Origin of the sequence: Pseudomonas sp. PI1, assembly GCF_000812405.1 — a bacterium.
GTDB lineage: Bacteria > Pseudomonadota > Gammaproteobacteria > Pseudomonadales > Pseudomonadaceae > Pseudomonas > Pseudomonas citronellolis.
In genome coordinates, this window is record NZ_JWMC01000020.1 from 12,936 (window position 1) to 24,321 (window position 11,386).

Sequence of the window (11,386 nt, forward strand, 5' to 3'; positions counted from 1 at the left end):
GCCCGCTCAATGGCTGGTGGAGCCCTGGCCGCCGTTCTGCGCCGGCGGGCGGGCGAAATGGCGTTCCTGGCCGCGCGGGGTATCGCCCGGCGCCTCGACGTTGCGCAGCTCGCGGACCGGGAAGGCGAAGTCGACGCCCAGCGCCTGCACCCCGGCCAGCAGCCCCAGGTTGATCTGCTGCTGCACGTCCATGTAACGGTTGTAGTCGGCCGTCTGCATGATGTAGACGACCTCGTAGAGCAGGCGGCTCTCGTCGAAGCAGAGGAAGTGGGCGCGGTCGAACTTCGCCTCGCGCTGGGCGTCGATGATTTCCTTCACCAGCTCCGCCACCGCCTTGGCCTGCTCGGCCGAGGTCCGATAGCTGATGCCGAACTGGAAGACGATGCGCCGGGTGTTCATCCGCTTGTAGTTGTGCAGCGTCTGCTTGAGCAGCTCGGTGTTCGAGCAGACGATCTGCTCGCCGCTGAGGCTGCGGATGCGCGTGGTCTTCAGGCCGATGTGCTCGATGGTGCCGGCCACGTCGCCGAACACCACGAAGTCGCCGATCTCGAAGGGCTTGTCGAAGCCGATCGAGAGGGACGCGAACACGTCGCTGAGGATGGTCTGCACGGCCAGCGCCACGGCGATACCGCCCACGCCCAGGCTGGCGATCAGCGCGGTGATGTCGACGCCCAGGTTGGCCAGGATGGACAGCAGCATCACGGCCCAGACGACGATCAGGATCACCACCGAGAGGAGGGTCGCCATCACCGGGTTGCGGATGCCGCCGAAGCGCGAGCGGGCCAGCTCGCCGGTCCACAGGCGCACGCAGGCGTCGAGCCACAGGGCCACCTGCAGCGCCAGGATGACGAACCAGCCATGGGTCAGCGCCGCCTCCCAGTTGCCCGGCAGGGCAACCAGCTTGAGGGCCAGCATCAGCGAGAAGGCGAACAGCAGCAGGTTGCTGGTCCTGTTGGCGATCGCCGAGGCATAGCGGGCCCACTGGCTGGTCCTGGCCGCCAGGCGCTTTCTCAGGGAACCGATGAGCAGGTGCAGCAGCCCGGCCACCACGAAGGCGGCGGCCACCACCAGCAGCAGGCGGCCGAGGAAGGCGAGGTCGAGCCAGGAATTCAGCGACGCCATGGTGTTCCCCCTTATCGATGCGTATGAGTAGTTTTGGTCGGGGCGAGGCGGCAGAAGTTCAGGAAAACGGCGAAGCTCGCGCTGCCGCCGGCGAGTTCTTCTGAACTCTCGGCCGCGGCGCTTTTCCACCGAGGGCGACACCAGAGGCTTTGGGGGCTCGGCCCCGGGAGAGAACGTGATGAGCGAGAAGAACACCATCGTGCAGAAACCCCGCCCTGGCCCCGTGGCCGAACATGACGACCCGCCGAAGGCGCCGGTGCGCGAGCGCAAGGGCGAGCCGCGCCGGCCCGGCCCGGTCATCGAGACGCCCGAGGAGGACGGCAGCGAGGGTTGCGTGCAGAAGCCCCCGGCCTCGACGGCGGAGTATTCGCCGGAGGACATCGACATCCAGGGGATCGGCGATGAGAAGCGCCCGGGCTGAGCGGCCGGGGCAGATTGCGAAGGCGGCCGCGCCGGGGGCCGACGAGGCGCCCCCGGCCGCGGCTGGCGCCGAGCGGGAAAAGCCCGGCGGGCTGTCGTTTTCCCGCTTCGCCCAGTGGCTCTCGGAATGGGCCGGGCGCCCGCCGACCTTCGCCGTGGCCTGCGCGCTGCTGGTGGCCTGGGCCGTCAGCGGGCCCTTCTTCCACTTCAACGACACCTGGCAACTGGTGATCAACACCTCGACCACCATCGTCACCTTCCTCATGGTGTTCCTCATCCAGAACACCCAGAACCGCGACACCGACGCCCTGCACATCAAGATCGACGAGTTGCTGCGCACCACCCACGCGGCCCACGACGCCCTGATGGGGCTGGACGAACTGGACGCCGAGCAGCTGCAGAAGCTGCGCGACACCTACCAGCGCATGGGCGAGAGCGCCGGCGCCGGGGAAACGCCCCAGCGCGTGGCCGACCAGGAGCAGGCCGAAGGCGACGCGCCGCCGCGCTGATCCATGCGGAACACTTCGCAGCCGCTCATTTGCCGCTCTCGGGAATGATGGAGATCTTGCCGTTCTTCTCCAGGATGGCGAAGCGGATCTGCTCCATGCGCTCCAGGCCCTGGGTCTGGCGCGCGGCGAGGAGGATGTCTTCCTCGCGCAGGCGCGCCTCGGCCAGGCGCGCGCGCAAGGGCCGGCCGTACTCGACGATGAGCGTCGGCGAGCCCTCGATCAGCCGGTCCACCGCCGGGTGGCGCAGCTTGAGCAGCGACAGGCCGACGTCGATGACGATCAGCGTGACTATCACCAGCGCCGCGTTGATCAGCGAGAAGTCGTTGCCCAGCAGGGCCTGCTGGGTGGCCTCGCCGATGATCATCAACAGCAGCAGGTCGAAGGTGGTGATGTCCGCCAGCGACCGCCTGCCGGCGATGCGGAAGAGGATCAGCAACAGCAGGTAGATGGCCGCGGCGCGCAGGACCGACTCCATGGGGCACCTCCTCAGGGGTAGATGAGCTGGTTGAATTCCAGGGCCTGGCCGGCGCCTTCCACCCGGTAGTCGAGCAGGCCCGGCGCGTCGGGCAGCAAGGTCAGGAACAGGTGCCACTCGCCGCGTTCGTCGTGCCGCCCGTGGATGGCCAGCCCGCCGCGCCAGCTGTCGCCGCGCTGCATCGGCTGCAGGCTCTGCACGCTCTGGCGGGCGAGGAAGTCGCCGCCCAGGCGCAGCTCGGCCGGGCTGCCCGGGGCGCCCCGCAGGCGCACGTGCAGGTTGTGGCTGGCGCCGATGCGGCCGAAGCGCTCGTACTCCACCTGCAGCCGGCCATCCTGGCTGGCCAGCTGGCGCGAACTCAGCGGGCCGCTGGCGAACAGGCCGCTCAGGGCCACCAGCACGATGCCCAGCAGGACGGCCAGCCCCAGGCGCTCCAGGCGCCAGGCCCGGCGCTGGCCGGCCATGTGCTCGGCGACCGGGTGGCTGTGTTCGCTGAACTCCTCCGCGGGCTCGGCCGGGAGGGGGCGGGGATGCTCTGTCATGGCGGGTACCTTCGCTTGGCCGCTCTTTGCTGCGACTGCGGCGGCGCCGCTTGGTGCCGGCCAGCTTACCGGCGGCTGCGCTGGGCATTTTGCAGCGCATGGCGGAGCCGCCAGCGCATTCTGCTGATGTCGTCCTGCCATGACCCTGTGCGCGGGCGCTCTGCGCCGGGGCCTGGATCGTCGCGCGGGTGGGCGTGGTTCTTGCTCGCCAGGAAGTCGGACCATTCACCGACGGAGACGAGCCATGAGCGAAACGAACAAGGTGGTGCTGCTGCTCGCCGAGCAGGCCGACCAGTTGTGGCGCCTGGAGCAACTGCTGCTGGACCGCGGCTATGCGGTGCTCGGCGCCGGCGATGCGGAACAGGCGCTGGAACACCTGTCGTCCCCGGTGGTGATCGACCTGATGCTGGTGGACGAGCCTTTCGCCGGGCCGCTCACCGGCGCCGCGCTGATCGAGTCCTACCTGCCGCTGCGCCCGCTGATGCGGGTGCTGGTGCTGACGCAGAACCCTGAGCGCTCCGCGCTGCACGCCCGGGCCTACCCCGTGCTGCTCAAGCCGGTGGGCCTGGAGGAACTGGGCCTGGCGATCGGCGTGGCGCTGTGCAGCCCGCCGGTGCAGCCCTGGCTGTGACGGGGATCAGGCCAGGCGCCGCAAGGTCAGCAGCACCGCGGCGATGCGTTCCACCTGGCGGTAGGCGGGCACTTCCAGCTCTTCGCCGAACACGTCCGGGTCCAGTTCCTCGTAGCGCCATTCCCAGCCGGGGCGGGCCGCCAGCAGCCGGCTCGCCTGGCGCCACAGCGGCGCCTCGCCGTCGATGACCGCGGCGCCCGTGTAGAGCAGCAGGCTGCCGCCGGGCGCCAGGCGGCCGAGGGCGCTTTCGAGGATGCGCAACGACAGCTCCGCGCCCTGGGAGCCGCCGCCATGGCGGTAGGTGCGCTGGGCCGCGTCGAGCATGTAGGGCGGGTTGGCGACCATCAGGTCGAAGTCGCCGGCCAGGCCCTCCAGCAGGTCGCTGCGGCGCACCTGCAATTGCGGCGCCTCGGCCAGCAGCGCGTTGACGCGGGTGAAGGCCAGGGCGTGGGGGTTGATGTCCACCGCATGTATCTCCGCCTGCGGGCAGGCCCTGGCGAGGAGGATGGCGCCGGGCCCGGCGCCGCAGCCGATGTCCACCGCGCGATGGATGTCGCGGCTGTCCAGCGTGCGCAGGTGCTGGGCGATGGCGCGGGCGAAGCGGTAGGTGTCGGGGCCGAAGAACACCGCCTCGGCCGCCTCGGTGGGGTAGGCCGAATGGGCGAACAACTGGTCCTCCAGGCTCGACCAGCGCACCTTGCTGCGCCAGTGGCGGCCGTCCCACTGCAACAGGTCGGCGGCCGCCAGCAGGGAGAACAGCGAGCGCTCGAGCAGGTCCTCGGCGAAGGGCCGGCTCCAGCCGAAGACGTCGCGCAGGTCGCGGGCCAGGGCGTTTTCCTCGCGGGCATTGACCCGCGCGTGGGTGGCCGGGCTCACGGTGACGAAGGCGTAGCCTTCCCCGCGCAGGCGCCGCCCCAGCGCCAGCAGGGCTTCCAGGCGTGGCGGCAGCGGCGTCATGGCGCCACCCCCAGGTCCCGGCTGAACAGGCGGGTGGCCAGCAGGCCCAGCGGCGTCCAGTGGCGCTGCGGGGCCAGCAGCGGCAGCAGGTGCCGGCGGCGCTGGTGCGGCGCCAGCTGGGCCAGTTCGCGGCGCAGCCGGCGTTCTTCCTCGTCGAGGTCGGCCGGCGCCGCTTCCAGCGCCACCGGCTGCGGCGCGCGCCGGCCAGGGGCGTGCGGAGGCGACCAACTGCCGGCGATCCAGTCGTGCAGCAGCTGCTGCTCATAGCCATCGAAGACGCCGAACATCGCCGCGTCGGGGCCGCTGACCAGGCGCCAGAAGCGGCTGTGCGCCGGGTCGGCGTCGCGGCGGATCCAGCCCTCCTGCTGCAGCGCCCGCAGCAGCGCGGCCACGCCCCAGGGCGCGGCCAGCCACTGGTTCAGGGTGCGGCCCTGGATGCGCGTGCGGTCGCTGTGCAGGTGGCGGGCGAAGGGCTGCTTGCGCTCCAGCATGGCCAGCAGCTCGCGGTCGAGGTCGAAGCCGTCGATCACCTGGGTGCTGGACAGGCCGACGTCGTTCAGCCCCATGCCGGCCCGCACCCGGGCGAGGAAGGCCCGGCGCCGCGGTTTGTCCGGCAGATGGTTGTAGAGCGCCTGCAAGGCCCGGCGGGCGTGGCCGCAGCTGGCGTTGTCTATGGTCACGTGGAGGCGGAAGTAGGTGGCGTCGATGCCCAGCTCCTGCAGCTCCCAGGTGGTCACCAGCAGGTGCAGCGGCGGCAGCTCGTAGCCTAGGTTGTAGCCGATCAGCTCGGGCAGGCGCTGCCCGGCCAGGCAGCCCAGCGCCAGTTGCACCGCGCCCTGCACGTAGTGCTCGGCGGACAGCTCGGCCGCGCCGGCGCAGCCCAGGCTTTCCAGCAGGTGGCGGTAGATCAGCACGTGGTTGCTGGCGGCCACGCCGCGGCCGAGTTCCTCCAGGTAGGTATGCAGCAGGGGCAGCAGGCGGGCGTCGCCGGCATGGCCCAGCACGCCATACAGCCAGGCGCCGTCCACCAGCTTGGTGGGGGCCACGCCGCGCAGGAAGTGCAGCGCGTGGGCGCGGTTGCCGAAGTAGCGCCGCGGCGCGCCGGCATGCCGCTCGGCCAGGTACCGGGCATAGTCCCGCGCGGTGCGGGCGGCCCGCGCGTCCAGCCACTGCGGCCAGGCCGCCGGGGCGTCGGGCAGGTCGACGGGCAGCTCGGCCGCCTGGCGCAGCTGCCGGTCGAGGAAGGTTTCGGCCGCCGTCAGGTGCTCCAGGGGCGCATGGAGCAGCGCCCTGTGCAGCGAACGGGCATCGACCGCCTCTTCGCGGGGCGGAGTGCAGGGCAGGTTCATGGGGCGGCTCCTCTGGCGATGGCTCCTGAACATTGCGAGTGGCGCCGGCGGCGAAGGTTTCAACGATCGGCACCAGCGGCTGCGCGTGGGAAAAACGGAACCCCGGACGGGGCCGCGGCGTCGATCCTGTAACCCTTCCGGCAGGGATCCCCATGGTCGCGACGCCCGCCCACCCACCGGCCCGCTTCGGCATCGAGGAAGAGGCCTTCCTCGTCGACGGCGCCAGCCTCGACCTGGCCCGGCAGGTCCCGCCCGAATGGCGGCAGGCCTGCCGCCGGGCGCTGGGCGACTGCTTCGCCGAGGAGATGTTCCAGTGCCAGGCGGAACTGGTCAGCCCGGTGTTCCGCCAGTTGGGCGAGGCCGCCGCCTTCCTCGCCCGCGGCCGCGCGCAGCTGGCCGAGTTGGCCCAGGCCCACGGCCTGCGCAGCCTGGTGGTGGGCGCGCACCCGTTCAGCCGCCTCGCCGACGCTGCGCCCAGCGAGCCGGCGCATTACCGCGCCCTGTTCGAGGACTACGTGCAGCCGGCCCGCAACAGCCTGCTGTGCGGCCTGCACGTGCACGTGGAAGTGCCGCCGGGGCTGGACCGGGTGGCGCTGATGAACCGGGTGCTGCCCTGGGCGCCGCTGCTGCTGGCGCTGAGCTGCTCGTCGCCGTTCTGGCAGGGCCGCCACACCGGGCTGGCGAGCTACCGCCGGGCGCTGTCCGGGCAGTGGCCGCGGATGGACATCCCGCCCTGGTTCGACGACGAGCCGGCCTACCAGGCCTACCTGAAGCTGCTCCACACCCGGGGCCTGATGCGCGAGCCGGGCCACGCCTGGTGGTTCGTCCGGCCCTCGGCACGCTACCCGACCCTGGAACTGCGCATCAGCGACGCCTGCCCGCGCCTGGCCGATGCGCTGTGCATCGCCGGGCTGTTCCGCGCGCTGCTCACCCAGGCCATGGCCGATGCCGACGCAGAGGAGCCGCACCGGCTGCGGGCGCTGCTGGCGGAGAACTACTGGCAGGCCCAGCGCCACGGTTGCCGGGCGCGCTTTCTGCTGGCCGATGGGGATTGCGTGGACCTGGCGCGGTGGCTGGAACTGGCCTGGGCGCAGTGTGGGACAGCGGCGCGTGCCGGCAACGAATGGGCCTATGCCCATGCCTGCCGATTGGTCCGCGAGGGTGGCAGCGCGGTGCGGCAGGTTCGCAGTTTTCGCCGCCACCTGGCGCGCGGGGGCGACGTGGATGAGGCGTTGCGGGAGGTGGTGGTCGAGTTGCTGGAAGAGAACAGCCAGGCTCCGGTGGGGCTGGCGTAGCCGGCGAGTCCAATCGCGGACAAGGTCCGCTCCTACGCCGGTGCTTCCTGGAGCCGTAGGCACAACCGTCTTGCCTGCTGCACCGAGTCGCTTTTCGTAGGATGGGTTGAGCCTGCGAAACCCATGCGGTGGTGGCGATGGGTATCGCTTCGCTCAACCCATCCTACGGGGTGTGGTGTTTGCCGGAGATGTAGGAGCAACTGTCTTGCGCCGAGGTGCTCTTCGTAGGATGGGTTGAGCTTGCGATACCCATGCTGCCGTGGTGATGGGTATCGCTTCGCTCAACCCATCCTACGGGGCTTTCCTGGAACTGTAGGAGCGGGCCCTGCCCGCGAATCGCGCGCAGGGCGCGCTCCTACATGGGAATGGCGCGGGTGGGGCAGCGTAGGAGGACTCTGTCCGCGATCCGGCGGATAACGCCGGCGGTCGGGGTCAAGAGCACCCTCACCCCAGCCCTCTCCCGCAAGCGGGAGAGGGGGCCGTCCGTGCCACCGGAGTGTCCGGCGGGGGCGTTGAGTCCAATCGCGGACAAGGTCCGCTCCTACGCCGGTGCTTCCTGGAACCGTAGCGGACCTTGTCCGCGATTTGGACTTCCAGAGAAATAGCCGAGCGCACCGAAACGCCCCTTCAGCAGGCCGAGCGAAACCCGCGCTCAGGAGGTCATGCGACATGGATGTCGCGAGAGCCCCGATGGGCTACAGGGACGTACCCTCGGGGCGGGCCTCCGTGGCGGGGGAATTCGTGAGGGTAGCCCGACTGTGTCGGGCCCGTATGTCGGGGCAAGCCTTCTTGGTTACTTCTTTGGCGTTTGAAAGAAGTGACTCGCCCGAGGGGGCGAAACAAGACAGTCGAGCAAACTCGGAGCGGCGCAGAAACACCCAAGCCAAGGCAGCTGGGTTATTCCCCTTCGGGCCAGCGCAAGCGCTGTTCGCGATGGAGCCGCGTCCCGCGTTCGCGGGAATGACGAAGTGAAGGACGGAACTACACCTCACCACCATTCGTCGCCCCAATGGCTCCCCCACCCACCCCCGCGACTCACCAGAGAGTCCAGCCCAGCGACCCACGCCCCCAGGAGCCCCCATGTCCACCCACATCATCCACTTCACCGGCCCGATCAACTCCTCCACCTGCGGCAACCTCATCAGCACCTGCACCCGCGCCCTGCAGCAGGGCGCCAGCCACCTGCAGCTGAACATCGCCACCATGGGCGGCGACTGCAGCTACGGCTTCACCCTCTACAACTACCTGCTCTCGCTGCCGGTGCAGGTGGACACCCACAACCTCGGCACAGTCGAGTCCATGGGCAACATCCTGTTCCTCGCCGGCCAGGTGCGCACCGCGTGCCTGTACAGCAAGTTCCTGTTCCACCCCTTCCACTGGTCGCTGCACGGCGCGGTGGACCATGCGCGCATGGCGGAATACGCCATGAGCCTGGACTACGACCTGAAGCTCTACGCCGACATCGTCGACGAGCGCACCCGGGGCGCGGCGGAGCGCCTGGACATTCCCAGCTACCTGATGGCCTACCCGCGCATCCTCGGGGCGCAGGAAGCCATCGCCTGCGGCCTGGTCGAGCGGGTGGACGCCATGCCCATCGCCGATTCCACCTGCCAGTGGACGGTGCACGCCTGACGCCCGGGCAGATTCTTCGAACCCTGGCGGCGACGGACTTTCCACACAGGTGAGTCCACCCTTGAGGAGAACAGCGATGAAAGTCAGCGAAGTCATGAGCCGCGAAGTCCGCACCATCGACCCGGCCACCACCCTGCAGGAGGCGGCGCTGCTGATGCGCCAGGCGGACATCGGCGCCCTGATCGTCGGCGAGGGCGAGCGCATGACCGGCGTGGTCACCGACCGCGACCTGGTGGTGCGCGGCCTGGCCGATGGCCTGGACGGGCGCACGGCGGTCAGCGAGGTGATGAGTCCCGGCGTCTGCTACTGCTTCGACGACGAGGAGCTGGACCACGTGGCCAAGAACATGGGGCAGATCGAGAAGCGCCGCCTGGCGGTGGTGAACCGGCAGAAACGCCTGGTGGGCGTGGTGTCCCTGGCCAACGTCGCCAGCTGCAACGCCGACAAGCTGGGCGCCAACCTGCTGCGGGCGGTGGCGCGGCCGCATTGAGCGCAGGTCCCGCCGCCGGCGCATGCCGGCGGCGGGGCAGGGGGGTTACCAGCGCGGGTTGCGCTCGGCCAGGGCGCGCAGGCGCTCGCCGGCTACCACTATCTTGCGTGGCCGGTGCCGGTAGTTGCCGGGAACGAAGGTGCGCAGCTCGATACGCTTGAGGAACCAGTCGACGTTGTCCGGCTGCAGCGGACCCGACTCGGTGATCAGGTCGCGGCGGATGCGCTCCACCAGGTTGTTCAGCAGGACGTCGTTTTCCTGCTCTTCCTTGTGCAGCACGCGCAGGGCGATGCGCTCGCCGTTGGCGTCGTGCAGGTCCATCAGCACCGAGCCGTCGGGGCGGTAGGAGAATTGCGGGGCATAGGCGCGGAACTGGTTCTGCAGGTATTCGATGGCGGTGTTGGAAATGGCAGGCATGGCGTACTCCCTGTGTGTTGGTTGGGTAGCCGATGCCTTTGCAGCAATCGTTCCGCCCGTGCCGCTATTCCTAAGCGGCTGTTTACGTTGAACTTTCAGCTGAATAGATGGCCCTTTGATGCTTGCGCATTGCAAAGCGGCGGGCTCGCCCGGCGCCTTACTGCATGCCCGGGTGGTGGCGAAATGCAATCCAGGCGCGCCTCTGCCGGCCGGGCCTCGATGGCGGTTGGTACCCGGGTACCGGTAACGCCCCATGGTGCCTACCGCTCGTCGGGCTCGACGCTTTTTGGGGCGACAAGAAAGCGGCGCGCAGGTCCGCGGTCCCGCTAAGTGGATGACCCGCGGAGCGCTTTTGCCAATCAGGCATTCTGCATGGCCAAAGGATGGCGTCCTGCCAGCCTTTTTTCGCTGGCGACCGGCGCTACCTTTTCCCGAAAGAGGGGCTTTTTCCCGGGGAGGGTATCCGCATGACGCATTTCACTCGTGGCGAAATCGAAGCCTTGTTGCAGCACAACCATCCGGGGTTCCGCTTCAACTGCTGCCGCCAGCTCGATGGCTGCTACGCCATCAGCCTGCGCCACCCGTCGCAGGGCAGGGCGCCCACCACGGTGGTAGGCATCAGCGGCGAGGAACTCTGCACCGCCGAGCAGGTGGAAAGCCTGGGCCAGGAGCTGATCCGCACCTACGCCGCCGCCTGAGGCGCGGCGGCGTCGCCCGCGGGAAAAGCTGAACTCCCCGCTTGCGTCCGGCTCAACCGAGGTAGAGCTGACGCACGGAGGAGCCTGGAAATGAAACCCGATATCTGTGCCTGCCCCAACTGCATCTGCGAGCTGGACGCCGCCGCCGTGCGCGAGGGCGACCGCTATTTCTGCTGCCAGGCCTGCGCCCAGGGCCACCCCGAGGACCGCCAGTGCAAGGACCCCGAATGCCCCTGCGCCGACAGCGGCAGGCTGAAGAAGGCGCAGGAACGGCAACTGGACCACTCCCTGGAAGAAACCTTCCCCGCCAGCGACCCCATTTCCCCCTGAGGCCCATGCGCCGCGCGCGGCCCGTAGGTGGCCGGACAGGGCGGCGCCCAGCGAGAGGAGAAGGCCATGAGCGACGATCGCAAGCACAGCCAGCCGCAGGAAATCGACGACACCGAGGACCGCATGGGCTCGGTGCGCGAACTGGATTTCGAGGACGAGCGCGCCACGGGCCGCATCGGCGACGAGCGTCCGCGACGCGAAGTGAATGAGGAGTTCCCGCCGCAGCGGGCTGCCGAGATGGGCATGACCGGCGGCGAGACCCTGGTCGACGGCGAGTACGAGGACCACGTGGACAGCGACGACCTGGCCCCGGAGACGCTGCTCGACGAAGGCACCGAGTCCGAACTCGAGCCCGCCGACGAAACACCGGTGGACCGCGAACTGCGGGTGGTGGGCGAGGAGGAGATCGGCGGCGGCATCGGCCTGGACGAGGCCGAGTTGGGCCGCTCCGCGCCTTTGGACGGCAAACCCTGGACCGACCAGGTGTCGCCGCCGGACACTGACGAGGAAGAACGCTGA

15 protein-coding genes are annotated in these 11,386 nt (G+C 69.6%); 9 read left to right on the plus strand and 6 right to left on the minus strand.

What is annotated here, in order from left to right; genetic code table 11:
• Positions 1 to 6 precede the first annotated feature (6 nt).
• Complete coding sequence (locus RN02_RS08735; RefSeq protein WP_043314114.1) at positions 7 to 1,122, minus strand: mechanosensitive ion channel family protein; 1,116 nt, start codon at positions 1,120 to 1,122, stop codon at positions 7 to 9.
• 178 nt (positions 1,123 to 1,300) lie between these two features.
• Between RN02_RS08735 and RN02_RS08740 the strand changes: the two genes are divergently transcribed.
• Together RN02_RS08740 and RN02_RS08745 are read left to right on the plus strand one after the other, a co-directional pair.
• Positions 1,301 to 1,543: a hypothetical protein gene (locus RN02_RS08740; protein ID WP_043266479.1), complete on the plus strand. Its 243-nt coding sequence runs from the start codon at positions 1,301 to 1,303 to the stop codon at positions 1,541 to 1,543.
• A gap of 91 nt (positions 1,544 to 1,634) precedes the next feature.
• The gene (locus RN02_RS08745) at positions 1,635 to 2,051 is read left to right on the plus strand and encodes a low affinity iron permease family protein (RefSeq protein ID WP_043314132.1); all 417 of its coding nucleotides are present in this window, start codon (positions 1,635 to 1,637) and stop codon (positions 2,049 to 2,051) included.
• 25 nt (positions 2,052 to 2,076) lie between these two features.
• On the opposite strand, the gene RN02_RS08750 is transcribed toward RN02_RS08745, so the two are convergent.
• Together RN02_RS08750 and RN02_RS08755 are read right to left on the minus strand one after the other, a co-directional pair.
• A complete protein-coding gene (locus tag RN02_RS08750) occupies positions 2,077 to 2,526 on the minus strand; it encodes a DUF421 domain-containing protein (RefSeq protein WP_009619789.1) in 450 nt (149 codons plus the stop codon).
• An 11-nt stretch (positions 2,527 to 2,537) separates the two neighbouring features.
• Entirely contained in the window at positions 2,538 to 3,068 is a 531-nt protein-coding gene (locus RN02_RS08755) for a hypothetical protein (RefSeq protein WP_043314115.1), read from the minus strand.
• Positions 3,069 to 3,312: 244 nt separating this feature from the next.
• On the opposite strand from RN02_RS08755, the gene RN02_RS08760 reads away from it, so the two are divergent.
• On the plus strand, positions 3,313 to 3,699 hold the full coding sequence (locus RN02_RS08760; protein WP_043314116.1) for a response regulator: 387 nt from the start codon (positions 3,313 to 3,315) through the stop codon (positions 3,697 to 3,699).
• 6 nt (positions 3,700 to 3,705) lie between these two features.
• Here RN02_RS08760 and RN02_RS08765 read toward each other — a convergent pair whose 3' ends face one another.
• Both RN02_RS08765 and RN02_RS08770 read right to left on the minus strand, forming a co-directional pair.
• Positions 3,706 to 4,656: a N5-glutamine methyltransferase family protein gene (locus tag RN02_RS08765; protein WP_043314117.1), complete on the minus strand. Its 951-nt coding sequence runs from the start codon at positions 4,654 to 4,656 to the stop codon at positions 3,706 to 3,708.
• Positions 4,653 to 6,005 (minus strand): iron-containing redox enzyme family protein, encoded by a 1,353-nt coding sequence (locus RN02_RS08770; RefSeq protein ID WP_043314118.1) that lies wholly within the window; start codon positions 6,003 to 6,005, stop codon positions 4,653 to 4,655. Before RN02_RS08770 ends, RN02_RS08765 begins: the two co-directional genes overlap by 4 nt.
• Positions 6,006 to 6,157: 152 nt before the next feature.
• Between RN02_RS08770 and RN02_RS08775 the strand changes: the two genes are divergently transcribed.
• From RN02_RS08775 to RN02_RS08785, 3 genes are all read left to right on the plus strand, one after another.
• Complete coding sequence (locus RN02_RS08775) at positions 6,158 to 7,300, plus strand: carboxylate-amine ligase (RefSeq protein WP_043314119.1); 1,143 nt, start codon at positions 6,158 to 6,160, stop codon at positions 7,298 to 7,300.
• Between the two features lie 1,080 nt (positions 7,301 to 8,380).
• Positions 8,381 to 8,932: an ATP-dependent Clp protease proteolytic subunit gene (locus RN02_RS08780; protein ID WP_009619802.1), complete on the plus strand. Its 552-nt coding sequence runs from the start codon at positions 8,381 to 8,383 to the stop codon at positions 8,930 to 8,932.
• 76 nt (positions 8,933 to 9,008) lie between these two features.
• Entirely contained in the window at positions 9,009 to 9,422 is a 414-nt protein-coding gene (locus RN02_RS08785) for a CBS domain-containing protein (RefSeq protein ID WP_043266468.1), read from the plus strand.
• 45 nt (positions 9,423 to 9,467) lie between these two features.
• On the opposite strand, the gene RN02_RS08790 is transcribed toward RN02_RS08785, so the two are convergent.
• Positions 9,468 to 9,839, minus strand: coding sequence for a DUF3509 domain-containing protein (locus RN02_RS08790; protein WP_043314120.1), 372 nt, complete (start codon positions 9,837 to 9,839; stop codon positions 9,468 to 9,470).
• Between the two features lie 467 nt (positions 9,840 to 10,306).
• Between RN02_RS08790 and RN02_RS08795 the strand changes: the two genes are divergently transcribed.
• The 3 genes from RN02_RS08795 to RN02_RS08805 all read left to right on the plus strand — a co-directional run bounded on the left by RN02_RS08795 (position 10,307) and on the right by RN02_RS08805 (position 11,386).
• Complete coding sequence (locus RN02_RS08795; RefSeq protein WP_009619807.1) at positions 10,307 to 10,537, plus strand: hypothetical protein; 231 nt, start codon at positions 10,307 to 10,309, stop codon at positions 10,535 to 10,537.
• A gap of 90 nt (positions 10,538 to 10,627) precedes the next feature.
• Positions 10,628 to 10,867 (plus strand): metallothionein, encoded by a 240-nt coding sequence (locus RN02_RS08800; protein WP_043314121.1) that lies wholly within the window; start codon positions 10,628 to 10,630, stop codon positions 10,865 to 10,867.
• 66 nt (positions 10,868 to 10,933) lie between these two features.
• Positions 10,934 to 11,386: a hypothetical protein gene (locus RN02_RS08805; protein WP_043314122.1), complete on the plus strand. Its 453-nt coding sequence runs from the start codon at positions 10,934 to 10,936 to the stop codon at positions 11,384 to 11,386.